The organism is Pseudarthrobacter sp. P1, assembly GCF_050156935.1.
In the GTDB taxonomy this organism is placed as follows: domain Bacteria; phylum Actinomycetota; class Actinomycetes; order Actinomycetales; family Micrococcaceae; genus Specibacter.
The window spans coordinates 1,391,258-1,414,824 of sequence record NZ_CP189584.1 but is presented as its reverse complement, the minus strand read 5'-3'; the positions used below and the strand labels follow the sequence as shown (position 1 = coordinate 1,414,824).

At 65.0% G+C, this 23,567-nt stretch carries 30 protein-coding genes and 1 pseudogene; 16 read left to right on the top strand and 15 right to left on the bottom strand.

Annotation, left to right across the window (positions count from 1 at the left end):
* Window positions 1–73 precede the first annotated feature (73 nt).
* Complete coding sequence (locus ACQCSX_RS06745) at window positions 74–400, top strand: hypothetical protein (protein ID WP_427018260.1); 327 nt, start codon at window positions 74–76, stop codon at window positions 398–400.
* Between the two features lie 288 nt (window positions 401–688).
* Here ACQCSX_RS06745 and ACQCSX_RS06740 read toward each other — a convergent pair whose 3' ends face one another.
* Window positions 689–1,408, bottom strand: a complete 720-nt coding sequence (locus ACQCSX_RS06740) for a hypothetical protein (protein ID WP_427018259.1) — start codon at window positions 1,406–1,408, stop codon at window positions 689–691.
* Between the two features lie 218 nt (window positions 1,409–1,626).
* Here ACQCSX_RS06740 and ACQCSX_RS06735 point away from each other — a divergent pair, with 218 nt between their 5' ends.
* From ACQCSX_RS06735 to ACQCSX_RS06725, 3 genes are read left to right on the top strand one after another with little or no spacing between them, the layout of a single operon-like run.
* Complete coding sequence (locus tag ACQCSX_RS06735; RefSeq protein WP_427018258.1) at window positions 1,627–2,667, top strand: isopenicillin N synthase family dioxygenase; 1,041 nt, start codon at window positions 1,627–1,629, stop codon at window positions 2,665–2,667.
* Window positions 2,595–2,954, top strand: a complete 360-nt coding sequence (locus tag ACQCSX_RS06730) for a hypothetical protein (protein WP_427018988.1) — start codon at window positions 2,595–2,597, stop codon at window positions 2,952–2,954. Before ACQCSX_RS06735 ends, ACQCSX_RS06730 begins: the two co-directional genes overlap by 73 nt.
* Before the next feature lie 38 nt (window positions 2,955–2,992).
* The gene (locus ACQCSX_RS06725; RefSeq protein ID WP_427018257.1) at window positions 2,993–3,154 is read left to right on the top strand and encodes a hypothetical protein; all 162 of its coding nucleotides are present in this window, start codon (window positions 2,993–2,995) and stop codon (window positions 3,152–3,154) included.
* A gap of 92 nt (window positions 3,155–3,246) precedes the next feature.
* Here ACQCSX_RS06725 and ACQCSX_RS06720 read toward each other — a convergent pair whose 3' ends face one another.
* The 3 genes from ACQCSX_RS06720 to ACQCSX_RS06710 form a co-directional block, all read right to left on the bottom strand.
* Window positions 3,247–3,549: a hypothetical protein gene (locus ACQCSX_RS06720; protein WP_427018256.1), complete on the bottom strand. Its 303-nt coding sequence runs from the start codon at window positions 3,547–3,549 to the stop codon at window positions 3,247–3,249.
* Window positions 3,550–3,675: 126 nt separating this feature from the next.
* Entirely contained in the window at window positions 3,676–4,437 is a 762-nt protein-coding gene (locus ACQCSX_RS06715) for a hypothetical protein (RefSeq protein ID WP_427018255.1), read from the bottom strand.
* 320 nt (window positions 4,438–4,757) lie between these two features.
* Window positions 4,758–5,270, bottom strand: a complete 513-nt coding sequence (locus ACQCSX_RS06710; RefSeq protein ID WP_427018254.1) for a hypothetical protein — start codon at window positions 5,268–5,270, stop codon at window positions 4,758–4,760.
* A 62-nt stretch (window positions 5,271–5,332) separates the two neighbouring features.
* Between ACQCSX_RS06710 and ACQCSX_RS06705 the strand changes: the two genes are divergently transcribed.
* Window positions 5,333–6,421 carry an IS630 family transposase gene (locus ACQCSX_RS06705; protein WP_427015746.1) on the top strand — a complete coding sequence of 363 codons (1,089 nt, stop codon included), beginning with the start codon at window positions 5,333–5,335 and terminating at the stop codon, window positions 6,419–6,421.
* Window positions 6,422–6,531: 110 nt separating this feature from the next.
* Here the strand turns inward: ACQCSX_RS06705 and ACQCSX_RS06700 are convergent, their stop codons facing one another.
* Window positions 6,532–6,855 (bottom strand): transposase, encoded by a 324-nt coding sequence (locus tag ACQCSX_RS06700; protein ID WP_427018253.1) that lies wholly within the window; start codon window positions 6,853–6,855, stop codon window positions 6,532–6,534.
* Window positions 6,856–7,090: 235 nt separating this feature from the next.
* On the opposite strand from ACQCSX_RS06700, the gene ACQCSX_RS06695 reads away from it, so the two are divergent.
* Both ACQCSX_RS06695 and ACQCSX_RS06690 read left to right on the top strand, forming a co-directional pair.
* Window positions 7,091–7,471: a YciI family protein gene (locus ACQCSX_RS06695; protein ID WP_427018252.1), complete on the top strand. Its 381-nt coding sequence runs from the start codon at window positions 7,091–7,093 to the stop codon at window positions 7,469–7,471.
* Window positions 7,472–7,528: 57 nt separating this feature from the next.
* Window positions 7,529–8,782, top strand: a complete 1,254-nt coding sequence (locus ACQCSX_RS06690) for an RNA polymerase sigma factor (RefSeq protein WP_427018251.1) — start codon at window positions 7,529–7,531, stop codon at window positions 8,780–8,782.
* Window positions 8,783–9,234: 452 nt separating this feature from the next.
* Here the strand turns inward: ACQCSX_RS06690 and ACQCSX_RS06685 are convergent, their stop codons facing one another.
* Window positions 9,235–9,507: a hypothetical protein gene (locus tag ACQCSX_RS06685; RefSeq protein WP_427018250.1), complete on the bottom strand. Its 273-nt coding sequence runs from the start codon at window positions 9,505–9,507 to the stop codon at window positions 9,235–9,237.
* 403 nt (window positions 9,508–9,910) lie between these two features.
* Between ACQCSX_RS06685 and ACQCSX_RS06680 the strand changes: the two genes are divergently transcribed.
* Entirely contained in the window at window positions 9,911–10,873 is a 963-nt protein-coding gene (locus ACQCSX_RS06680; protein WP_427018249.1) for a DNA topoisomerase IB, read from the top strand.
* Between the two features lie 207 nt (window positions 10,874–11,080).
* On the opposite strand, the gene ACQCSX_RS06675 is transcribed toward ACQCSX_RS06680, so the two are convergent.
* Complete coding sequence (locus ACQCSX_RS06675) at window positions 11,081–11,833, bottom strand: phosphatase PAP2 family protein (protein ID WP_427017459.1); 753 nt, start codon at window positions 11,831–11,833, stop codon at window positions 11,081–11,083.
* 194 nt (window positions 11,834–12,027) lie between these two features.
* Here ACQCSX_RS06675 and ACQCSX_RS06670 point away from each other — a divergent pair, with 194 nt between their 5' ends.
* Complete coding sequence (locus ACQCSX_RS06670) at window positions 12,028–12,882, top strand: DUF1206 domain-containing protein (protein WP_427017458.1); 855 nt, start codon at window positions 12,028–12,030, stop codon at window positions 12,880–12,882.
* 70 nt (window positions 12,883–12,952) lie between these two features.
* Here ACQCSX_RS06670 and ACQCSX_RS06665 read toward each other — a convergent pair whose 3' ends face one another.
* The 6 genes from ACQCSX_RS06665 to ACQCSX_RS06640 form a co-directional block, all read right to left on the bottom strand.
* Window positions 12,953–13,639 (bottom strand): phosphatase PAP2 family protein, encoded by a 687-nt coding sequence (locus tag ACQCSX_RS06665; protein ID WP_427017457.1) that lies wholly within the window; start codon window positions 13,637–13,639, stop codon window positions 12,953–12,955.
* Between the two features lie 28 nt (window positions 13,640–13,667).
* A complete protein-coding gene (locus tag ACQCSX_RS06660; protein WP_427017456.1) occupies window positions 13,668–14,684 on the bottom strand; it encodes a diacylglycerol/lipid kinase family protein in 1,017 nt (338 codons plus the stop codon).
* A gap of 72 nt (window positions 14,685–14,756) precedes the next feature.
* On the bottom strand, window positions 14,757–15,479 hold the full coding sequence (locus tag ACQCSX_RS06655; RefSeq protein WP_427018248.1) for a glycosyltransferase: 723 nt from the start codon (window positions 15,477–15,479) through the stop codon (window positions 14,757–14,759).
* Entirely contained in the window at window positions 15,476–16,837 is a 1,362-nt protein-coding gene (locus ACQCSX_RS06650; protein ID WP_427018247.1) for a PIG-L family deacetylase, read from the bottom strand. Before ACQCSX_RS06650 ends, ACQCSX_RS06655 begins: the two co-directional genes overlap by 4 nt.
* The gene (locus ACQCSX_RS06645; protein ID WP_427018246.1) at window positions 16,834–17,802 is read right to left on the bottom strand and encodes an acyl-CoA dehydrogenase; all 969 of its coding nucleotides are present in this window, start codon (window positions 17,800–17,802) and stop codon (window positions 16,834–16,836) included. The genes ACQCSX_RS06650 and ACQCSX_RS06645 overlap by 4 nt, the downstream gene beginning before the upstream one ends.
* 202 nt (window positions 17,803–18,004) lie before the next feature.
* Window positions 18,005–18,502, bottom strand: coding sequence for a Dps family protein (locus ACQCSX_RS06640; protein ID WP_427018987.1), 498 nt, complete (start codon window positions 18,500–18,502; stop codon window positions 18,005–18,007).
* A 439-nt stretch (window positions 18,503–18,941) separates the two neighbouring features.
* Here ACQCSX_RS06640 and ACQCSX_RS06635 point away from each other — a divergent pair.
* The 7 genes and pseudogenes from ACQCSX_RS06635 to ACQCSX_RS06605 all read left to right on the top strand — a co-directional run bounded on the left by ACQCSX_RS06635 (window position 18,942) and on the right by ACQCSX_RS06605 (window position 21,601).
* Window positions 18,942–19,208: pseudogene (locus ACQCSX_RS06635) on the top strand (DUF7218 family protein).
* A 49-nt stretch (window positions 19,209–19,257) separates the two neighbouring features.
* Window positions 19,258–19,707, top strand: coding sequence for a hypothetical protein (locus ACQCSX_RS06630; protein WP_427018245.1), 450 nt, complete (start codon window positions 19,258–19,260; stop codon window positions 19,705–19,707).
* Window positions 19,704–19,949, top strand: coding sequence for a CsbD family protein (locus ACQCSX_RS06625; RefSeq protein WP_427018244.1), 246 nt, complete (start codon window positions 19,704–19,706; stop codon window positions 19,947–19,949). Before ACQCSX_RS06630 ends, ACQCSX_RS06625 begins: the two co-directional genes overlap by 4 nt.
* 169 nt (window positions 19,950–20,118) lie before the next feature.
* On the top strand, window positions 20,119–20,244 hold the full coding sequence (locus ACQCSX_RS06620; protein WP_427018243.1) for a hypothetical protein: 126 nt from the start codon (window positions 20,119–20,121) through the stop codon (window positions 20,242–20,244).
* A gap of 211 nt (window positions 20,245–20,455) precedes the next feature.
* Window positions 20,456–20,713, top strand: coding sequence for a DUF6458 family protein (locus ACQCSX_RS06615; RefSeq protein WP_427018242.1), 258 nt, complete (start codon window positions 20,456–20,458; stop codon window positions 20,711–20,713).
* Window positions 20,714–20,837: 124 nt separating this feature from the next.
* Window positions 20,838–21,257 (top strand): hypothetical protein, encoded by a 420-nt coding sequence (locus ACQCSX_RS06610; protein ID WP_427018241.1) that lies wholly within the window; start codon window positions 20,838–20,840, stop codon window positions 21,255–21,257.
* 179 nt (window positions 21,258–21,436) lie between these two features.
* Complete coding sequence (locus tag ACQCSX_RS06605; RefSeq protein WP_427018240.1) at window positions 21,437–21,601, top strand: hypothetical protein; 165 nt, start codon at window positions 21,437–21,439, stop codon at window positions 21,599–21,601.
* 248 nt (window positions 21,602–21,849) lie between these two features.
* Here the strand turns inward: ACQCSX_RS06605 and ACQCSX_RS06600 are convergent, their stop codons facing one another.
* Together ACQCSX_RS06600 and ACQCSX_RS06595 are read right to left on the bottom strand one after the other, a co-directional pair.
* On the bottom strand, window positions 21,850–22,443 hold the full coding sequence (locus tag ACQCSX_RS06600; RefSeq protein ID WP_427018239.1) for a TetR/AcrR family transcriptional regulator: 594 nt from the start codon (window positions 22,441–22,443) through the stop codon (window positions 21,850–21,852).
* Entirely contained in the window at window positions 22,440–23,375 is a 936-nt protein-coding gene (locus ACQCSX_RS06595) for an alpha/beta fold hydrolase (RefSeq protein ID WP_427018238.1), read from the bottom strand. Before ACQCSX_RS06595 ends, ACQCSX_RS06600 begins: the two co-directional genes overlap by 4 nt.
* Window positions 23,376–23,567 lie beyond the last annotated feature (192 nt).

The window sequence follows — 23,567 nt, the reverse complement described above, 5'->3', positions numbered from 1 at the left end:
ACGCCCCGACCGCCGTCCGATGAAAAATCCGGGCTAGAGGTACGGAATTCGGCCGCCGGCGGGAGAATGGGGCATGGACCTCGAATTGCGCACCATTCCCGGCTGCCCCCACGCAACCTCCGGCCGGGACTTGTTTGCCCGCGCCCTCGCCCTGGAAGGAGCCGACCCGGCAGCGCTGGCGGTCCGGGAAATCAGCACAGACGGCGACGCCGCGGCCCTGGGCTTCCACGGCTCACCCACCTTCACCATCGATGGAGAAGACCTCTTCCCTGCGGACACCGACCCTGCGGTGACGTGCCGCGTCTACCCGACGCCGCAGGGCCTGTCCGGGCAGCCCACCCTGGCATCGCTCCGCGACGCCGTGCGTGCCGCGCTGGCCCGCAATGGCCACACGGTCTGAACCGGTGAGGAGCCTGGGCCGGGAGACGGCGTCGTCCCTGGCCTGTGGGATGGATTTCCCCGTCCGGTGGGGCCGCTTCTTGACCCACGCATGTCCCGGGCCGACGTCGACGCCCACCCGACGCTCCACTTCACCTTCCAGGCACGGCAACTCTCCCTTGGCCGGCCCAGCCCTCCAGCTCGAGCTCCGGCGGAGCTGTGCGGAAGCCGCGAGTGAGGACGGCGAGGTATACGCCAGCTTCGACTCCGCAGGCGGTCGTCCCCCGAGTGCGGCGTTGGCAGAGGTACCCTAGCTCGCCGGCCGCAGCGAGGTGATCATCCGTTTGATGTCCCGGTACTCGGGCGTCTGCGCATACTTCTTCGCCTTCTCCAGATATGGCAGGGACGCGTCTGCTGGCGTCTCGTTGTTCGCGGGATTGTAGAACGCGCCGAACATGGCAGCATTGGGCGGCCAGGTGAAGAAGTGGAAGATGGCGCACGCCGAGTCCCCCTCCGGTGCCGGGCCGGACGTGATGCCGTAGGCCGCCGCAGGGGTGTTCGCCGGTCCGGGTTCCGTGGCGTTGCCGCGGGTCTCGAAAACATACCGTGGCGTCGCGCCGTTCTGCGCCAGCGCCGTCATCTCCTGCGATTCCAGGACGGAGTACGGGTACCGCTGCGTGCACTCTGACCCCGTGGCCATGTTGGTCCGAAGAGTAGCCAATGGCTTCCCTGCCTGGTTGGCAATCTCCGCGAACGCGCCACCACCTTCGGCCAACTCTCCCGCGGGATCCGTGACGCTCCATGCGGCGGGAAGGTCGAAGGTCAGCTGGCCGTCCGCCGTTGTGTATTCCGTCCAGGCCGCCGACGCCGTCTGGCTCGGCATGGTGGTTGTCGCCAGGGAGATGGCGGGATTGCTCGTGCCCTCTGGCGTCGACGCCGGCGGCCCTGCCTGTGGACCGCATCCGGCGAGCAGCAAGGCGACAAGAAGTGCCGCGGGAACCGCGACGCCGGAGGATACTGATCTGCGCATGCCACCCTCCCGGGTCCGATGGTCGTCCCTTAAGTGTGGCACCGTCCGGAGCTTTGGGATCTCGGCCACCGGTCAATCTGGGCACGGCCGAGCAAAAATCATTGACCAAGAGAATCCCCAGCCGTGGTGGTGCCAGGGGATGGCACCTGGCGGGAGCATCGGATTTTGAATCCCGCATCTACGTTCAGTACGCGAACGGGTGGTGGTAGGTTGCAGTCATGGACGCAAGATCCCAGTCGATTCCCATGTTGGACCTGAGCACGGCCAGGAGCGAAGACGGTCACTTCAGCCCGGCGTTCATCAGCAAGCTTCGCGACGCGGCCCACCGGGTGGGTTTCTTCCAGCTGACGGGATACGGGTCAACCACGGAGGAGGTCAGCGAACTCTTCGATGCCACCCGGCACTTCTTTGACCTTCCTCTGGAGGACCGGCTGGAGCTGGACAACCGCAGGTCCCCGCATTTCCGCGGCTATACGCGGCTGGGCCATGAAATCACCCAGGGACGCCCTGATGCACGCGAACAGTTGGACTTCGGGCCCGAACGCCCGGCCCTCGAAAACTACCCCGCCAACCAGCCGTACTGGCTGGTCCAGGGACCGAACCTGTGGCCCGACAAGGCAATGCCGCAGCTGCGCGGGGTGGCCATGGCCTGGGCCGAGCGCATGTCGGTGGTGGGCGCGGAGCTGCTAAGCGCCATCGCCGTTTCCCTCGAGCTGCCGGAGGGCCACTTCACGGATGCTTTCACGGGGACGCCGGCCTGGATGGCCAAGCTCGTCCACTACGTCGGGGGAGTGGTCAAGGAGGCCGGCAGCCAGGGTGTCGGCGCCCATGCCGATTACGGATTCATCACCCTCTTGCTGCAGGACCAGATCGGCGGCCTACAGGTCCTGCCTCCCGGCAGCGCTGGCTGGATTCCGGTGGAGCCCATCCCTGGTGCACTTGTCGTCAATCTGGGCGAGATGCTCGAGGTCGCGACCCAGGGTTACCTCGCTGCCACCATCCATCGTGTCCAGGCACCGCCGCCCGGCATCGACCGCTATACGATCCCCTTCTTCTTCTCGCCTCGGCTCGATGCCGTCATCGACCCCGTCAAACTGCCGCCGGCCCTTGCCGAGCAGACACGGGGAATCACCGATGACCCGGAAAACCCGATGCTCGCCTCCTACGGGGCGAATGTGCTCAAGGGCTGGCTCCGCGCCCACCCCGAAGTCGCACGGATCCACCACCCCCAGCTGGTCCAGACACCCCGAACCGACTGAACCGGGCGTCAGCTGCTGAGCCCGTTCGCGGAGCGTGCCGGGCAGGCCGGCTATCCCAGGACCTGGCCGAAACTGCCCAAGCTTTCCGTGCGCAGTTCGGCGATGAGGCCTTCCTCTCGGAGATGACGGTAGTCACCGCATTGCGCACGGCAGCAACCTCCGCCATGGTGGCCAAAAGACTCGCACGCCCCGACTCTCGCCACATGGCGATGATGGGGACCGGGAAACAGACTGAATTTCAGGCATTGGCATTTCGCAGGGTGTTGGGCCCAAATCACCATTTTTGATTCGGGGTCTCCATCGCCGATTTTCCGCCCTGCGATATGTGCGGGATTCGGTGGCGGGTTCGGACTTCGTCGAGGAAATCGACCTTGTCGCGAACCCGGACGATCCAACGGACCTGTTTGGTCCGACCGGCGCGCTGTCCCGGTCGGGTGAGACCACCAACGTCGACATCCACGACGTCGCCGGCCGGCCCGTCGGGTAGCCATGTCCGGTTCTCCGCTCTGCTGCGCTTGGCGCCCACCGCCCGCATAGCCGCTGTTAGATCTGATCCCATGCTGACGTCCTCACGCGCATTCATGCTGCCGGTGGCTCGGATGCCTCACTGGCTGGATTGCTGGGCGCGGACCGGCACCACTTTGTGAAATGGATTGCGGCCAAGGCCCAGTACAGGCCGCCGAGCACCAAATGGGCAGGGCCATGGTCGCTCCGCAAAACCGATTCGACAGCCAACGCCAGCCTGACCGCGCCCATGATGAGCCAGAACACGGTGGTGAGCATCAGGAACCTGGGGCTCTCCCATTGCCGTGTGTCTTGTTGCTGGTTCGATTTGGTGGCAGCGTCCATGGAGCGCCCGATCAAGGGGCCGGCCCCGCTCATGAGTCCAAGCATGGGTAGCACCTCTGCGCTGCCGCACTTTCCTCATAGTGGGCCTGCAGCGCTCTTCCAATAATCGATGCCATGAGCCACTCCCCAGTTCTGTTTTTCATGCGGAGATTGCGTCGTTCAAACAACCGGCGCCCGGGCCGCTTTCGTGCGACGTCGAGCCACGAAAAGAATGACGGTGGCGGGCAGAAGCACCCCGGCGCCAACGGCGATAAGGGCCCACGGCGTCCTTGTTGTTTGAACTTCGTGGGTTGCCGCCGGTGCCGCCGTTCCGGCATTGCTCGGGAAACTGATCTCGGCCTGAACAACGGCATGGGTCGGTCCGCTTTGCATGTCCAGGGTTGCATTCCATGGCCCGTCCACCAGATCATCGGTTGGCATGATGCGCACAGGTTCAGACTGTCCCGGAGCGAGTGTGGTTCCCAGGACGGCGTCGTACGGTCCTGCGGTCACGGCGCCGGCCACTTTGGCCAGAGTCAGGACACCGGAGATGTCGACCGCGCGTCCGCCAGTGTTGTGGACCTGGGCCAGGACTATGGGTTTGCCCTCCGTGTCGCGTTCGGCCGTCATGGTGTCAACGGTGAAGCTCGCTGCGGGTGGGTTGTCACCGTTGACCGCAAGGTAAAGCCTGATGCCGACCCTGCTGGCCAAGGTGACATTGCCGCCGCCAGGCCCGGTGGTTTCGACCCAGAGGACCGCGTAGCGCTCACCCGGCGCCGCATCTGACGGAATGGCAACCGTGATCGGATTGGTCAAGGACGCATGGGCGGGAATATCTAGGGTGCTCAAGGACGGGCTCGTCCATCCGGAGAGTTCATTGGCGGCGTGGGCATTCTTCCCGACGAAAGCCCCTCCAACAATGTCCGCGGCGGCCGCGTACACGGCAACATGCAACGGGGCGGCGGTCGAGTTTGATATCTCGATCTTGATATCTCGATCCGCCGGGCGATCGTTGTTCCGGGCTCCAGCGAATCAACAATGTATTGCCTGGCCCGGGAATCATTGGCCGTATTTGCCGGAACGTCCAGAAGGCGAACCCCGACATTTCCTGGACTTTCCTGCACCATCGCATCGGAAGCCGACGCAATCGTTGCGGACAGGGGCCCGACGGCGCCTGCCAGGACGGCGGTTATCAGGACAGCCGCCCCGGCAGAACGAGCAAGCCCTGGGAAGGGCATGCCTTGCCTTTCCCGCACGCCTGCTTAGGAGACGGAGTGCGTGACGGTGCTCGAATAGGTTCCCGCCAGCGCATTCGCAGGGATCGTGAGAGTCAGTGTCGGATCCCAGCTCGAGGCGTTGATGCCCACAACTCCCGTCGCGGTCTGCACGACGCCACCCGGATTCAGGGCGGTGAGGTCGCTTGGGGCGAGGACCGCAGTGCCGGTCACAGTGGCCGCTGGGACGGTGTAGGAACTGTCCCCGAGGACGGCGAGCGAGATGTCCTGCGGACCGGTGAAGGCGACAACTCCTGCCGTTGCGGTCCACCCGACCGTGCTGCCGCGATCGTCGGTGACGCTCACCTGGCCCAGCCGGGAGGTGACCGTCTGGGCGTTGGTGCTCGCGGTGACGGTTCCCAGATTGACGGCCGTGGCGGGGACACTGATGTTCAGCGGGCCGCCGGAGACCTCAACGGTCACGGGCGTTCCGCCGGTGGTGTCTGCCTGGGCAGGTGCCGCGATGCCAAGCGCGACGACTGCGCCGGCGACAACGGGCATGATGATGAAAGCTAGTGGTGTGTCTCCAAAATAGTTAATGACTTTGGGTTTAGGCTGGGATCATGTCGAATCCAGCACCCGCCCTGGCCCTTACCGACGCCCAGCGCACCGTCCTGGAAGCGCTGGCCGCATCCCAGGTGGCCTCCCACCGGGAGGTGCAGCGGGCGCAGGTTCTGCTGATGGCCGCCGAGGGCCTGGCCAACGAGTGGATCGCCCGGGTGGTGGGCATCACCCCGGGCACGGTGCGCTCCTGGCGTACCCGCTTCGCCGAGGAAGGCCTGACCAAGCTCGGGAAGGTGCGTGGCGGGCGGGGACGCAAACCGGTGATCCCGCAGTCGACGATCGACGAAATCGTTGAGCTGACACAGAACTCAAAGCCTGAGGGACACACGCATTGGTCGGTGCGCACCATGGCCGCGAAGACCGGGGTCTCCCCGGCGCAGGTGCAACGCATCTGGTCTGCCCGCGGGTTGAAACCGCATCTGGTGAAGACCTTCAAACTCTCCACGGACCCGAAGTTCGAGGAAAAGCTCATCGACGTGTGCGGACTGTATTTGAACCCACCGGAGAACGCGATCGTGTTCTGCATGGACGAGAAGACCTCCATCCAGGCCCTGGACCGCTCCCAGCCGTCGTTGCCGATGACCAGGGGGCGGGCCGGGACGATGACCCACGACTACAAGCGCAACGGAACCACCACGCTCTTCGCGGCCCTGGAGGTCGCAACCGGAAAGGTCATCGGCTCCTGCGTTCCCAAGCACCGCCACGATGAATTCCTGGTGTTCCTGAAAACCATTGAAAAGGAAGTCCCGGCCGGCCTTCAGATCCACCTGGTCATCGACAACTACGCGACGCACAAGCATGCGAACGTGAAGGCGTGGCTGGCCAAACACCCACGGTTCCACCTGCATTTCACCCCGACCTCATCCTCGTGGTTGAACCTGGTGGAGCGGTGGTTCAGGGAGTTGACGGAGAAGGCGCTACGCCGTGGGGTCTTTCATTCAGTGCCTGATTTGATTGCGAAGATCGAGGAATACATCGAGGTGAACAATGCCGACCCGAAGCCTTTGGTGTGGACCGCGGATGCGGAGTCGATCCTGGAAAAAGTGGCTCGTGGCCGGGTTGCGCTCCAAGCCGTCAAGCAAAACTGAGACACTACACTAGTTTGCGCACATGGATTCTCCCCAGAATGTGGTTGACTGCACGACATAGACCGGCCGCTTGATGGCGGGCATGCAGAACCGTGGTGCATGTACGAAGTTCAGTCGCGGCAAACGGCGGATGAAATATCCGCCTCGCTCCCCCCTCGAAACGGCCAACAAGATGCTGCCGTCTCTAGCGCCCCGCAAACTCCGTGGATATGTCGGAAGCTACACCCGGCCCGTGGCCGCGTCAACGGGCAAGGACTGTGTGCCCGGCAGCTGTGCAATACCCGCACCCAGAGACGGATCAGGGCTGTCCTGACCGGAAAGATTTCGACGACGTCGGTGCGGCGGCGGACCTCGCGGCTGAGCCGTTCCTGGCGAGGGCCAGATCCGGCGGCAGCTTTCCTTGGGAAATCCGGTGAAGGTGAGCACGATGGCAAAGCCCGCAGCGGAAGCGGTTTCCGTTGCCGGGTGTTGACAATGATTCAACCCGGCCCCAGCTCAGCCGCATCGGGTCCAGGACCGGGAGGCCCGGCAACGCCGGGTAGCTGCAGGCTGCGCTCCCTACCGGAAAGCAAGCAAAGAATTCTCCGGCTTGTGTCGATCCGGCCTCGCGCCGTTCGACCTATGGGTGAGAAGGTCGAGGTGCGACTTTCCAGAACCAAGGAGTGCGAGATGGCCAAGTACATGTTGATCATGCGGGCAACCGACGAGTCGTTGGCGAAGTTCCAGGACGTCGACTTCACGGAGATCATGAATGCGATGGGCAAGTTCAACGACGAGTTGATCCGCGCCGGCGTCCTGCTGGCGGCCGAGGGCCTGGAAGACCCCAGCGAGGGCGTCGTCGTCGACTTCACCGGCGAGACGCCGCTGGTCACCGACGGCCCGTACGGGGAGACGAAGGAGCTGTTCAGCGGATACTACATCCTCGACGTCGCCTCGAAGCAGGAGGCCGTCGAATGGGCCAAGCGGATGCCGTACATGGCGGGCAGCAAAGCGGAGATCCGCCGCGTGCCGACGATCGACGAGTTCCCGCAGGACAACCCCTGGATCTAGAAGGAACGCGCCTGGCGCGAGCAGACCGGACAGCTCTAGGGCGTCTCTAGGGCAGCAATGAACACGACCGAGGCGGGGGGCGCCGTCGAAGCGGTGTGGCGGATGGAGTCCGCCCGCATCGTCGGCGCCCTCGCCCGCTACACGGGCGACTTCCCGCTCGCGGAGGATCTCGCACAGGAGGCCGTTGCCGAGGCGCTCGTCTCCTGGTCCGTCGACGGCGTGCCCGCCCAGCCGGCCGGCTGGCTGCTCACCGTGGGCCGCCGCCGGGCCATCGACTTCTTCCGGCGGCGGGCCGCGCGCGATGAGCGGTACGCCGTCCTCGCCCGTGGTCTCGACGCGGAGGAGCCCGGAGCGGACGCACTGTTCGATCCCGAGGCGATCGACGACGACGTGCTCGCCTTGATGTTCATCTCCTGCCATCCCGTGCTGTCGAAGGAGGCGCGGATCGCGTTGACGCTGCGGGTTGTCGGCGGCCTGGGCAGCGCCGAGATTGCCAAGGCGTTCCTTGTGCCGGTGGCGACGATCCAGGCACGCATCACCCGTGCCAAGAAGACGCTGGCCGCCGCGCGCGTGCCGTTCGTCGTGCCCGCCCCGCACGAGTTGGCCGGGCGGCTCGGCTCGGTGCTTCAGGTCATCTACCTGATCTTCACCGAGGGCTCGTTCGCCTCGGGCGGCGAGGAGTGGATCCGCACGGAGCTGGCCAGTGAGGCGCGCCGGCTGGCCCGCGTGCTGGTGCGGCTCACGCCCGAGCCCGAGGCATTCGGGTTGCTCGCGCTGTTGGAACTCACCGCCGCCCGGTTTCCGGCGCGGCTCGACGCTTCAGGACACCCGGTGTTGCTGGAGGACCAGGACCGGCAGTTGTGGGACCGGTCGGCGATCCGGCGTGGACGCGCGGCGCTGGCACGTGCCGTGGCGGCCGGACGTGGACTGGGCGCATATGGTCTGCAGGCGTCCATCGCCGAGTGCCACGCGGTGGCGCCCTCCGTGGCCGGGACCGACTGGGCGCGGATAGTTCTCCTCTACGATGCCCTCGGACGGTTGGCGCCGTCGCCCATCATCGAACTCAACCGTGCGGTCGCCGTCGCGATGGCCTCCGGTCCGGCCGATGGGCTCGCGCTGGCCGACGCCATTGCTGCACGGGGCGAACTGGCCGGCTCCCACCTGCTCCCGGCAGTCCGCGGCGAGCTGCTCAGCCGGCTCGGCCGGCGCGACGAGGCGCGGTCCGCCCTCCGTGCGGCCATTGAGTTGTGCGGGAACGCCGCCGAACGCGCGGCCCTCGACCGCAAGGTCGACGGCGTGGGCCGGCCATAGGGGCCAGCGGCAATCAGCTGCTGCCAGCTTTGATGTTCCTACCGCTTTGCGGAGGGTGGGCCGTGTTTGGCACGGTACTGGCCAGTTCCCACGAGCGGATCAGGTTCTTCAGGGATTGGAGCCACCACCCGCCCAGCGGAAGGGTCCTCTGGCTCACGGGCTTTGGCTTGATTGCGGTCTACCTGGCTGTCTTGGCCATGGACCAAGACGGCCTCCGCACACTCCTGGGTGCCTTCGCGTTTCCGTTCCGGGGAATCTGTTTCACGCTGCTCGGGTGGGGATCGATGCTGATGTCCACTGCCGCCTCCCACCGCCGGTTCAAGGCGGGGGGCGCAGTCCCAACCTGGCGGCGCCGGTGGATCAGGGTAAGCCTGCCGAATTTCGACTCTTCGCCTGCGGTGCACTGCGGGACACTTTCGAAGCGTTCCCTATATCTCTGGCACTCCAGTGATCTAATCCGTGTTGTAGTCTTCCGGCTGTTCCGTCGAGCCGTCCTCAACGTCAACATCCAATGGTTCCAGATCCGGTTCGGTGATCATCTGCTCTGCACGAAGCTGGTCGTCGATTCCGCCGAGCCTCCCCGCCCCGGGTTCCCCTGCGCTGTCAGGGTCTTCATCGTCAAACTGGCTGAGGTCCGGGGCGGCAAGAACCTCGTCCTCCCAAGCGCGAGCGCCGGAGCCACCGTCCCGCGGGTGGCTGGTGTCGGGTGAACTTGTCTCATCCATGGCTGTTCCCATCTCTGTTTCCACTGGGCGGGGTCTGCCCAGGGCCCTCATGCCGCCGGGAACCCTCCGCGTCCAAGCCTCAAATGTCCACGTCGCCGGGGTTCCTACCGGTACGGTAAGCCCGCTGCCGCCATGGTGTCCATCCCTCGCCGGCACCGACCATGTCCTCCCGCGACGCCCCAGAGGCGGGCGCGCCACCAGCCACCGAACCGGTGTATCCGGGGACGTGCCGTCGTTTCTCCGCCGTCGATGCCCATACCGTGCAAAACCGTGCAAACATCGTGAGAATTGACGTGGCCAAAGAACCACGGGCGAACCCACGATCGGCCGGTGGACTGGATGTGGAATCGGACGCCAGCCAAGCCGTGGAGACCGTCTCGCGGCCGGCTGGATTGGAAGGATCATGACCGCCCTCAAGCACAGCAACCCGGACGGGCCCGGCATCCGCCGCCGCCGCACGGGGAGCGGGTTTGCCTACCGCACAGCGCTGAACGCACCCGTGACACACAGGCAGAAGCTGCGGATCAAAGCCCTGGCCATACCACCGGCCTGGCGGGACGTATGGATCTGTCCCGATGCGCACGGCCACATCCAGGCGGTGGGCGTGGACGACGCCGGCCGGCGCCAATACATCTACCATCCCGTATGGCGTGACGCCCGCGACACCGAGAAGTCCATCCGGGCTGCCCGGTTGGGTGCCCAGATGCCAGGGATCCGCCGGCGGGTTTCGCGACATTTGCGCGAGTCTGCATCGGCACGAACGCGCACCTTGGCAGCGGCGGTGCGGCTGCTGGACCTGGGTGCACTGCGCATCGGCTCCGAGGAATATGCGGCCTCCCATGGCTCGTTCGGGCTGTCCACGCTGCAGTGCCGGCACGCCAGCGTGCAGGAGGGCACCATTCATCTGTCATTTCCGGGCAAAAGCGGACAACCGTGGGACGTGACCATCAGCGATAACGTCCTTGCGCGGTTCCTGGACCCCTTGGCCCGGCGGAGCGGCAGGTCGCCACTCTTGGCATATCCGGACGGCGGCTCGTGGATCTCCCTCGACGCCGAGGCCATCAACGGATACATTGCCCAGATCGCCGGCGCCGGACACACGGCCAAGGACTTCAGGACGTGGAAGGGGACAATGGTTGCGGCCGCGGAGCTGGCCCGGACGGGCGGCACCCCGAGCCAGCAGGCAGTGGTCGCCGCCATCAAGGTTGTGGCCCATCAGCTGGGCAATACGCCAGCCGTCGCCCGCGCCTCGTACGTTGATCCACGATTGGTCGAGGCATACCTGGCGGGAGACCTGGCCGGTCTTCGGCCCACGGACCACGCAATATCCCGTCTGCTGGGCACGGGTTCCGCCGCCGAACGCTGAGCCACCGCAGGCAAGTCCGGGCCAGGGGCCGCGGGCATCCACCGCCCCGCCATTCGCCCATGGCCGCACGTCAATACCTCCGCGGGATCACTGGTTGAAGGCCCGGTCCACCGGCGGTTTCACGGCTGCGGATTTCCTGTGGCTTTCCCACCCTTCCCCAGAGCAAAACCCGGACGCTCCCGCCCATTCGATATGAAGGGCATCGTGCTACAGGTGAAAGCCTTTCGCGCGGATGTGCGCGTTTCGTTCTCCGCCGCCCTGCCTCCACGCGTCGGCGGCGATGACCAGGCCAAGGACGGCAATGGAGAGCCCAAGGGATGCTGCGACGTCGGTAAACCAGTGGTATCCCAGATACAGGCGGCAGAGGTCAACCCAGACGATGCCCGCGACTGCGGTGATCGTGCACAGGACGATGCGGGCCACCGACCTGATCCGCGAGCACAGCAGGTACCCGCCAGCCAGCAGGAAGTCGCCCGCCCCGACCGCATGGCCGGAGGGGAAGGACGACGTGGGGTCGAAGCCCATCAACATGAACTCTTCCGGGGGCCGGGGACGGCCTGCGAGGTGCGTGAAAACAAAAGTGAGGAGGACACCGATGACCATCGCGCTTGCCAGGAGCACCGGACGCCACAGGCGTCGGGATGTCAAGGACCATACGACAGTCGTGACGAGAACAATTATGGGCATCCCCACCGGGCCCGAAACCGTCGCGGTCACGGACATGGCTGTGGTGAGGGCCGGCGTCCGCTGGTCCACCAGCCAGGCCAGAATTGCCCGGTCGGCACCGGTCGGACCGCTGCCTCCGGACACCGCTGCAAGCAGGAGGAGAAACCCTGCCGTGCCCACGGCAACGAGCACGCCTGCGGCGATGAAGAGGCCAATGGTTGCCCGTCCTTGCCGAATGCCGGCCACGGCCATTCGGTCGTCCGGCGCCGGGGCGCTATCGTCGGGGAGTGCCATGCCGGGACCCCTAAGACACCGGAATTGATGCCGGGGACTGGCCAATGCTCATCTGTGGGACCCTTCATCCGGTGATTCTCCGTTGAGAGAAACCTACCGCGCCGGCGCTGTGCTGCCTACGGCTGGCCGGCAATGAAGCTTCCCGGCCCGCGGGTGGGGCGGCCCCGGGGCGGGCGTGGCCCGCTGTGGCCAAAATGGCCATGGATGCGCCGCGCACGTGGTGTTACTCTGTGCCCATGGCGGGTGGAGCTGCGGCCAAGGCCGCACGAAGCGCGACGCGCAGCGGGCCGCTGCGTTTGCTGGCACGGGCCGGCTACGCGGTCAATGGTCTGCTGCATGGCGTGATTGGCATTATCGCCATCGGCGTCGCGATCGGGGCCGGCGGCGGTGAAGCCGACCAATCCGGCGCCCTCGCCAAGCTCGCCGAGGTTCCCGGCGGCGCCGCCCTGCTGTGGGTCATTGTTGTCGGTTTGGCCGCACTCGGGCTGTGGCAGATCGTTCAAACCATCGTCGTGGTGGGTGCTGACCAGAAACGGAAGTGGGCGCACCGCCTTGGCGAATTCGGCAAGGCTGTTGCCTACTTTGCCATTGCCGCCACCACCTTCACCTTTGCGAGGGGCCGGCCGACGAACGCGGTCAACGCAACGTACGATTTCAGCGCCGGGCTGCTTGCTGCTCCCGGCGGCGTCATACTGCTGATCGTGCTCGGCATTGGCGTGCTCGGCATTGGCGGATACTTCTTCTACAAGGGTGCGATGAAGAAATTCACCGACGACATCGTCGTTCCCTCCGGAACAGCCGGTGGGGTCGTCATCATGCTCGGGGTGGTGGGCTACGTCGCGAAAGGGGTCGCCCTCTGTGCCGTGGGAATACTCTTCGTCATCGCGGCAGCCACCCTGGACCCCAGCAAAGCAACTGGCCTCGATGGGGCACTGAAAGCCCTCGTGGCGCTGCCGTTTGGCGCGGCGATTCTCGTTGTGGTGGGGGCAGGGCTCATCGCCTATGGCCTGTATTGCTGCGCGCGGGCGCGCCAGGCCCGGTTGTCCTGAACGCCCATTGGCCGCGGGGCACGCGGCCCCTTGTGCCCGATTCGCAACGCCTGGGGTGTTTTCGGCGCTGTTAGTTCGTGGGATGCGGCGGTGCGAGTTGGTGTTCGCCGTCGATTTTCGCGGCCAACGGCGCCCAGATCACGATCGCGACACCAATTCCAAGGAGCAACGCGCCGATGGTGTCGGTCAGCCAGTGCGCACCCAGGTACGTGCGGCTGAACATCATCACGACCGTGTACCCGATGCCGGCCACCCACACCCAGAGGCGTGGGAAAAGGATGGCAAGAATCGCGGCCATGACCGCCGCGTTGGCCACGTGGCCGGAGGGGAACGACCCGAAATCGACGGTCACCAGAATGTCCTCTGGCCGCGCACGGCCAAACAAATGTTTGAGCAGTTGCACAGCGCCCCCCGTCACCAGAGTGGCCACAAGGTAGTACCCGGCGGCCCAGGGGCGTTTCACCAGCAGCAGGGCGGCAATGACGAGCACCGGAACAATGACTATGGCGACCAAACCCCCGCCGAGAACATTCATGGTGAGCGAGAGGACCTCCCAGACGGGTGCGCGGTGCTCGATCAGCTCCTCCATCCACCCGGTGTCGATGGAGAAGGGCAACCCGTTGTTGCGCAGCACGATGAGTGCCCCCAAGCCACAGGCAAGCGCTAGTGCGGCGATGCCGCTGACCAGCGGCCACCTGCGGGTGACGCGTTTCGCACTTGGTTTGGCGGCGGCCTCGGGGGCCCGATGGGTATCCATGGGGTAATGCTAGATCGCCGGTGGCCGGTTATTCTTCACTGGTTTGGTCATCGACCGCCACCCGCACTGTGAGTGCACCCGGTTCGATCCAGGTTGTGAGGGCCCGGACTGTGCCGAAGCTGTCGCCGTCAAGTTCGATGTCGTGGGACTGGGTGAGGCGGATGGCGAGTTTGCGGCCCTTGACGTAGTGGAGGGCTCGGACAGCTTTGCCGGGTCCCCCGAGTTTGCGTCCGGCCTCGGTGCGGCGGAGCACGCCGTTCTCCCAGAGGACTTTGATGGTGATCTGCAGCCAGCCGAACAAGCCCTTGGGGCGTAGCAGGACGAGTTCGAACATGCCGTCATCGATGGCTGCATCGGGAAGCAGGACGATGTCGGCGGGGAGCGAACCGCAATTGCCGATGATGATGGTGTGGACGCGGGCCGACCGGGCTTCTTTGCCGTCGAGGCTGTAGCGCATCCGAAGCTGTTCTTTGTCGCGCATCGCTGTCAGAAGCCCGCCCACGTAGGCAAGCCAGCCAACCTTCGCCTTGAGCTTGTCGTCGGTGCCCACGAGCATTTTCGCGTCGAGGCCGAGCCCGGCCATGACCAGATAGGCGTGCCGGGTTGTTGATTGGTCGTCACGCTCAATATCGATGAGGGCGAGATCGATGTCGCGGTCGTGGCCTGTGAAGGCGGTGTGGATGGCGTGTTTGGGGCCATCGAGCGTGAGGCCAAGGTTTCGTGCCAAAAGGTTGGCCGTTCCGGATGGCAGCAGTGCGAGGGACGCCCCGCTCCCGTAGAGCACTTCGGCCACCGCCCGCACGGTCCCGTCGCCCCCCGCTGCGATGACAAGGTCCGCGCCGGCAGCGAGGGCCTCTTTCGCAGGGCCCTGGCCGGGGTCATCCCCGCTGGTTTCGAACCAGAGGGTTGGTCCCCACCCGCCGGCTTTTTCCTCCGCCGCGATCACGGCTTTGACCACCGCCAGATCCACCTTGACGGGGTTGTAGACGACGGCAGCCACGCGGGCCGCCGGGACATCGTGGATTGGGGCTCCGAGGGATGACATCAAGCGGCAGCCGGACAGGGCTTCTCGGTCCAAAAGCTCCTGATGTACTTGCCCATTGGTGCATCCTTTCGGTTAGATGGCTGGCAGTCCGGCGTCCTGGGCAGACAGGTGGGCCAGATAGCCGGCGAAGCCGCCGTCGACCCTGCTGTGCCGCCGTCCCGAGGTGAGGACCCTGCAGAGGTCCGTGGCCCGGACCAGGAAGCCGTGGGTCCGGGCGGCCTCGACAAAGTCCCTGTCTTCGTGGACCGGGACGTCCCTGTAGCCGCCGAGGCGCTGGTAGACGTCTGCCCTGAACCCGAGGTTGGCCCCGTGGACGTGGGCATGGCCTTCGGAGAGGTCGTGGGCCCGGTGCCACAGGGACAGTTGGCGGGCGGTCATCCCGTCCCGGTGGGGTTCGACCGTTCCTGTGACGACGTCCGACCCCTCGCAGGCGAGCCGCCAATGCTGGCTCATCCAGTTAGACGGGACGGTGCTGTCGGCGTCCGTGTTCAGGATCCAGATCCGTTCCCGGGGGCTCTCGGCGAGGCTGAGGGCGTGGCGGATGCCGTGGTTGCGGGCGGATCCGACTCGACCGGCGGACGAGGCCACCACGTTGATCTGCGGGAAGCCGGCGAGGATGTCCTGTGAGGAGTCGGTGGTGCGGTCCAAGACAACTGTCACGCTCACGTGCACCGAGGTGGTGGCCTCGTGGAAACCCGCGATTGAACCGGTGAGTGCGGCCAGGCAGGCCGCGAGAAGCGACTGTTCATTGCGGGCGGGAATGATGATGGCCATAGCCTCGATTGGGGCGGTCATGGCTGCTCCTTCACGGTAAAGGTTTGCAGCGTGAAATCTTCTTCGGAGTACGATCCGAGGAGATCCAGGCGGCTGTCACCCCGGAGCAACCGATGGACAGCATCACCGTCGAGGGGCCAGCCGTCGATGGGATGGCGCCAATGGCAGGCGGCCAGGACCGCTCCGGGCAGGGAAGAGAGGCACATGGCATCCACCGTCGCCGTGAGCTGCCCGGCGGTGAGGTAGTAGCCGACCTCCGAGAGGACGAAGAGGTCAAAGCGGCCTTGGGGCCATTCGCTGGGGAACCGGAGGTTTCGGATCTGTGCACCGGGCAGGGCCTTTGTCCTGGCGGTGGCGGTCCGGACGGCTTCTGCGCTGACATCCAGGCCGAGAATGCTGTTGCAGCGACCGGCCAGTTCCGCCGTCAGCACCCCCGTGGAGCATCCGAGTTCCAGCGCTGCCTTGAAGGTGTCCCGCGGCAGGATACCCATGGTCAGTTGGCGTTTTCGCCGCTCGTACCATGAGGTGGGCGCCTGCCATGGTTCGGCCCCGTGGGCATGGATCACATCGAACCGGGCGCCAATCCAGGAGGTGTGGCGTTCGTTGGTGGGGACGAAGTGCCCCCGGGTATCAATGAAGACCTCAAAGGTCCTCCGAAAGTGTTGGAGGACATCTTCGGTCAGCAGGGTCTCGTCGCCGTCGGCGTCGGAGAGCGGTTCGATCTGGCTCCGATGCTCACCCATGGCCAGGGACTTTTGAGTTATTTCCTTCGGGCTGAGGGCCAGGGTGCGCATGGCGGCCCACGGGGTGCCGCCGCCACCGGGTGCGCCCCAGAACCACAACCAGATCGGGTATTCCAGTAGCGGGCACCCGGCCTTCTCGGCCGCCCGTTGGGCTGCAAGGCCGGCGGCCTCATGGTCGCAGTGGCCGTCTCCGGACCAGGGCGCCGCGACCAGCACCCGTCCGGGGTTCCCCCAACACCTGGCCAGCACGGCATCCTCAAGCTGTCCAATATGGGCGGTGACGTGTCCATCGCCCAGGCCCACGTCGTCGATGAGGGCCTGCGGTGCCAGATGGCGCATCGCCTCGCCCAGTTCCGTGATCCGGATTTCCGCCAAATCGGGAGCCGGGAACGCCACCGATCGCGGGTGCGATGCCTCCCCCCGCGTGGCCAGGACCACCACGATTTCAACCCCGTGGGCGCGGGCCCGGCAGATGAGTCCTCCTGCCCCCAGGGATTCATCGTCCGGATGGGCCGCAACCACCACCATCGTGTCAAAGGCCGACCAATCGAGCTCAAGAGGCGCGACGGTGCCACGGTGGATGACGTCAAGCCATTCGTGTTCCGGGGTTCCTGGATCCTTCAGGGTGAACGTCACCAAGGTTCCTTCTCGGCAGCGACGAGTAGCGCCCCCAGCCCGGCCAACGACCGCTCCCCGTGGTCTTGCCGAAGGTAGAGCGACAGGTCTGCGACGCGCTTTGCATGGCCGGGCTCGAACGCCAGGGGGGCGGGGCCCATGCCGCGGGCCGCGACAGCCAGGACGGATTCCACGCTCTGGACCACGATGGCCCGCGTTCGGGCGGCGGTGGCCGAGGGGTGGGTGCTGGTAGGGGCGCGGAAGAGATCAGCGGCCGTGCGGAGCGCATTGGCGCTGCTTTGAATGGCCGCGTCGGCCATGCCCAGGTGCATGAGGGCGATCTGGTCCGGATCCCTGGTGGTGCAGTGCTCCAAGAGCCGTCGGGCGAGGGCCACCATGGCGCCGTGCCATACGGCGGCGACCCCGATGCCGCCCCAGGAGAAACCCGGGCGGTGGAAATACCACCCCGCTGCACCGATCGGCACCGCAGGCACCCGGTGGAAGGCCACCGCCCCGCTGGGCACCTCGGTGAGGCCACGCCCAGCCCACGGTGGCCCGGCCGGAACGACACCGGGGTGCCGCAGATCGACGGCAAAAGTCCTCCGTTCTCCGCCGTCGTGAGCGGTCACGACGGCGCGCGTCAGGAGCCCGGAGGCCGAGCACCAGGGTTTTGTCCCGTCGAGGGTCCACTCCTCATTGATGAGGCTTGCTTTGAGTCCATGGCCGGCTCCTTCCGCTGCGAACACACCCCAACTGAGATCGTCGTCGGACGCCAGAATGGAATCTGCCTCGTCCAAAATGTTCAGGGCATCCAGGTGCGGTTCAACAATCCGGGCGACACCGAGATCGACGGAACCCAACGTCGCCAACATCTCCCAATGCCCCAGGAATCCAGGGCGATCCAGCCGGCGCATGTCCCGTCCGAGGTCCTGCGCGAGGGCCAGTGCTGCAACAGGATCGCCGGTGGCCTCGGTGACCCGCCGCATGAGGGCATTCAGGGCGTTTGGGCGATGGTTGGCGGGGTCTCCAAGGAGGATGGGTCTTCCCATCCGATTCGTGGCCTGGGCCGGTGCATCTTCCGTAGCTGGCGCTGGTACGGGTCCTCTAACCGGCGTCGAATCGCTCATCGTCCGCTGCCCCGTCCGATGGGCTTGAATGGTGAAACTCGTCTGCCACGCTCATCTCCTCCTAGGGGGACTTTGTCTTGGCAGTGCGTGTCTTCTTGTTCTTGGCCGGCCCGGGCGACATGTTCTCCGCCTCGACCATCCAGGCCAGCTGCTCCAGAGAGGCGATGATCGCGTGCAGGAGGTCCGCGGTGGTGGGATCCTCTTCATCGACCTGGTCGTGGACACTGCGGACGGTACCCGCCGCCTGCTCCAACCGGGCCCCTATCAGGTCGACCACATCCTTGGTCCGTACGAGACCCGGGGGGAACGCGGCCAAATGGGTCGTGGCCGAGACCGTGGAGCTTCGCCCATCCGGCACGGCATGGAGGGCCCGCATTCTTTCCGCAATCCGGTCGGAAAATTCCCTGGCCTGGGCCACAAGTTCATCGAGTTGCAGGTGCAAATCCCTGAAATTCTTGCCCACGACATTCCAGTGCGCCTGCTTGCCCTGGACATGGAGTTCAATCAGATCAACGAGCACCTGCTGAAGGTTCTCACGCAGTTCTTTCGAAGCGTCCATCACACATCCTTTGGTCATCAATTCATCGGCAGACAGGTCGGGAACCCGCGCCACGATCAGCCAAAACAGGCACGCGGTTCCTCGCGCAATCTGACTTGACGGTAGTCCCGTCCCGGAATCTAGTCCACACCCTCCGGCGGAAAAGCCACGGTCGGCATCAGCCGGAAAGAACCCTCCATTGCATCCGGTTGGCAACGGATCTACCGTGGGTCTAGAGCCAGCAGCGCGCCACCGTCCGGGCAATACCCCTCGACGAAAGGACGACAGTGGAATCTCCCAGCAAGCGGCCCAAGGGAAACCAGCGATGACGCAGGGCGATGGCGCTGCCGAGAGGGCAGATCACGAAAACGACAGCGTCTACCCCCTGTCCACTCCACAGACTGGTTTGCCTGGGCATACGCGCCACCATTCAGGCCCCGAAACCGGCCGGAGGGAAACCATGCCAGGAAAGAGCGATCCACATCTGAAGGACCCCGAGCTGTATGAGGAGTTGCGCAATGACGGAGCCTCCAAGTAAAAGGCTGCCAGAATTTCCAATGCCGCCGCCAAGGAGGGCCGCAGCGCTATTGGCCGCAAGGGCGGCAAGGCTGGCGATTATGAGGACTGGACGGTAGACAGGCCCAGGAAGAAGGCTAGGGACATTGGCCTGAAGGGCTACTCCAAGCAGCGCAAGAGCGAGTTGATCGAATCGCTGCGAAACTCCTGAGAGCCGGGCAGTGGGAGCGCAGAAGGATTCAAAGATAAGGGAGGACACCATGACGCCAACACCCGCCGACCCCATTGAAATCTCCACCCGCATGCGTCCCACGGAGTGGACGGAGGAATCCTTGGGAACGCTCGTCGGATCGTATCAGGACCGGCTGCGGGAAATGGGGGCCGGCGACGACGAAATCGCGACCCACATTGAGCGGCCCGGCGACGGGTCGGTCTCCGTCCGCGTCAGCTGGCACCGGGGGATCAACGAAACGCACTCCAGCACGAACGACGACGTTCCAGCAGAATTGGCCGTTGCCCGCGGAGACGGCGAGATGCTCGGAGGCGGGGAGGTCACAGAGGACTCCCAAGGCCTGGGGGCGGTCCTGGGCGATGCGGATCGCTCGGCCATCGACGAACCGCCAAGGGCCGGTGCCGTCGGCGAAATGGAGGAGGGGTTGGTGACATTCACGGACGAGGACGGAAGCACCCACCTGGAGGACACCAAATGATCCCCCCCACCGCGACCGCGATTGGTGGGGGTTTTGACCAGCAATTAGCCAGAAAGGAGGAAACCATGGGACTCGACGACAGAGTGGAAAGTGCTGCGGACAAGGTCAAGGGCAAGGCGAAGGAAGCCGCCGGCAAAATCACCGACGACAAGAACCTTGAAGCCGAAGGCAAGATGGACCAAGCCAAGGGAAAGCTGAAGGACGCCGTTGAAGATGTCAAAGACGCCGTCCGCAAGGACTAGCGCCAGGGCCATCCACGTTTGAGAAGGACTCCTTGCCTCAGGGCGGCAGCGATTCCCCAAAAACCGCTGCCGCCCGTCTCTGCCCGGCTGGAGCTGGCCAGAGATACCAACATTCGCGGGGGCAACAATGGGAAGACGCTCATTCGCAGCACTCGGGTACAGCGAGTGTTTGATCAACACGACTGCGGCCAGCGATTCAGGCGTTGATGAACTGGTCGAACGCGCACGTCAAGCCCGTGCCGTGATCGTCACGGAGTCCGGGCAGCAGCCCTGGATCATGGAGCTGACGTGGTGACCGGGGGACCCGGTCCGACCGTATATCGGTCGGTGATCGTTTTGAGCGAGGGCAAGTACCAAAAACGGCTAATGGAATCTCTGCGATGCCCGGAGATCATATCGGGAGCACAATGGTCCTATACGCTCTTGGGCCTTGGGGGAGAGGGCAAGTTTGTCGATCGGGCGAACCGGGCATCCTGCCATTGGCGGCGTGGTGAAAGGAGAACGGCATGAGTATCGGAGGAGGAATCCTACTTATTGTTGTGGGTGCAATTCTTAGGTTTGCCCTGAACATCGAGGTTTCGTGGATCAGTGTCCCCTTAGTTGGAAACATCCTCATGGGAGCAGGAGTCGTGGTCGTAGCACTGGGGCTGGTTTTCGCTTTGCGCCGCCGTGGGTCCACCGCAACACGGCGATCGGTGATAGGCCAATCGGACGGGCAACGCGTGATCAGGCGCACGACCGAAACGGATGACCCCCGACTCTGATCAGGCACAGGCGGGTGGGTACACACGTCAATACCTCGGGGAACGCTGTGGACGGGCCGCCCATCGCGCAGTAAAGTTGTCCACTACCGAAAATCGATAGCCGTCACTCTTGGAGGCCAAGCCGATGACCGAGAATCCTTACGGCGAGCAGGACGCCTCGTCGCGGGCTAGACACCGCCCACCCGGTGCCGACGTCACGGCTGACCCCGTGCGCAGTGGTGCGGATGTGGCCGAAGCCATCGAGATCGCTGAATCGGGCACCGCTGTGCAGGGGATGCACTCCCATTCAGAACAAAGCAAGTCGGGCGAGGCGCCCGTCGAGCAGGTGTTTGGCGATCCCGCCATGACCACGGGGCGGTCGGGGACGGGTTCCGCGGGCACGGAGCAGGCCGTGCCGCCGCGGCCTTCACCCGCCGAAGCCGGATCTGGCGGGGCACAGTCCGTCATCGGAGCTCGGGAGTCGGACCGTCTGGCGGCTGGCGCACCGCCCGCTGCGGGTAGTCCATTTGACACGGACTCGAAAGACGACGACACAGGCATCTAGAGTTCTGGCCGGGTTACGGGATGTCGAACACCGCGGACCTCGACCGTCGGCTCATCGTGAGTGCTCGGTTCCGCCCACCAGGCCAACCGAAACCTGAGCTTATAACATACTCTTGGCCGCATATGGGGATACGATGGTAATGATGGGGTATTCCCTCATCCAGTAGAAAGCTGTTTGTCATGTCCCCACTACTTATTGTCGTTGCCATCGTGGCCGTTGTGCTGCTGCTCACCGGCGGTTTCGTCCCTTCCCTGCAGTTCCTGCTCTGGGTTGGCGTTGTGGTCGCAGTCGTCGCAGTGATCATGTTCATCATGCGTTCGATGTCGGGCCACAGGAACGCTTAGCCTGGCCCCCACGCCGGCGCGGCGCGCACGCCTGAAGGCCGCACGGGAATCCCCGTGCGGTCCCTTGGCGTATTCCGAGGGACCGCAACATCCGCCCCGATTCGCACGGGGCCGGCGGCGCGCACCGGGCCGGTCGCCCCGAACCCACTAGCTTCCCGCAGGGCGCGGCTACACCACTCGACGGTCTTCGCCCGGCAGCTCGGCGGGGAGCGCTGCACCGCTGAACCCTTCCGGAGTGGACAACAGCGTCAGTGTGCGCGGGAGTCCTCTGCCGCGGGAACGGCCACGAGCGACTTGATCGTCGACGGGAGAGCCGTGGCCGCTTCGGATTCCTTGAGGCGCCCGGCCCGGATTTCTGCCGCGGCACCGTGAAGTAGGGAAAAGTAGCACGCCGTGAGCCAGTGTGATGACAGATCGGTCCGGAACACTCCAGCGTGCTGGCCACGTTCGATAAGGTGTCGAACCAACAGCATGGTCGCATCGTGGTGCTCGCGAATGTAGTCCGAGCCCAGCTCATCCTCGGCCGCCGCGATCAGCCCGTGATAATCGTCGATGAGTCGCCATGAGGACCGAACGAGAAGGTCGAGCGCCGCCGCGGGATCGCCGTCGAGATTCAGCGGCGCAAGCTCCGCCTCGGCACGGCGCATTGTCTGTGCCGCGGCAGCGTCAATCAGTTCTTTGCGCGAGGAGAAGTGGCCGTAGAGGGTCACTCGGCCCACTCCCGCTGTCTGGGCAATTTCGGTCATGCTGGCCCGCGCGTTGACGGCAAGGCAGGCCAGGGCTGCATCGACGATTGCTGCGCGATTGCGCTGGGCATCGGAGCGGAGTGCCGGCGGAGTCACTTCGGGCCACTTTGGCTTAGAAAATCACTGATCTTTTGTGCCATCACCTTTGACTGCGTCCAGTGCAGGTAATGCGGGCCTTGGAGGACAACCAGTTCCTGGCGCTTGACATTGGCCAACTGGCGTTCATGCGCGCCGAGCCAGTCCGCATTCTGATCCATGCTCTCCTGGGATATGAAGTCCAGGACTGGAAGGTTCCCGGGGTACCTGGCGTCCTGGAGCTTCGCGGCATTCTCTCCGACCCGGAGGGTTTCATCGGTGACAGACTGGTTCCCAAAGGTCCAGCTGGTCATCTGGCGCATTTGTTGGCGTTCAGCGCTCGTGTAGCTGTCGCCGCCCGGTTCCCCATACCCCAGGGCCGTGGCCCAGCGGACCAAGCCCGTTGTCGACGGTATGTGTGCCCAAAAGTTGTTCTCGGCAGGCATTTCCCTGGAGTTCGGTTCCTCGCTGGTGGACATTTTGCCGGCCGGGACGGTGGGGTCGATGCCGATCAAGGCGGAGACCTCCTGCGGGTATCTGTTGGCGTAGTACAAGGTGTAGAAGCCTCCAATCGAGTGGCCCATGAGGGTGTAGGGGGTTTTGATGGCGAGTTTTGACAGCACTTCATGAAGTTCTTCGGCGATGTTTTCCACGGTTCGGGGCCGGGCATCCATGTCGCTGTAGCCGTAGCCGAACCCCTCAACAACCACTGTCTGGAAGCCGCCCAATTCCCTGATGAGCGGGGCAAAATCCAGCACCGGGGACGGGGTCCCCAGTCCGCTGAGGAGCACAATCGTCGGACCGGCATCGCCGCTTCGGGAGACGTTGATGGTTCCCTCATCGATCTGGACCATCTCTCCATACACCGCTGGATTGGACTTCTCAGCCCCTTCCAAAATGAGATTTACCGAGGTGGAGGCGAGCAGCAGCCCGGCTACGGTCAGTGCGGCCACTCCCGCCACCCGGAGAGCCCGCCGTCGCCGTCGCCGACGACGACGGCGGGGCGGCCGGCCGGGGGCTGCATCGGTACGGCGGAAAAGGCGGTGTGGCAGCATGGCGGAACTCCAGGGGAGTGGCGGGGATTTCGGTGTGCGGTGCGATGCCTCCGCGCTGCGATGGGGCTCAACCAAGTCCTTTTGATGACC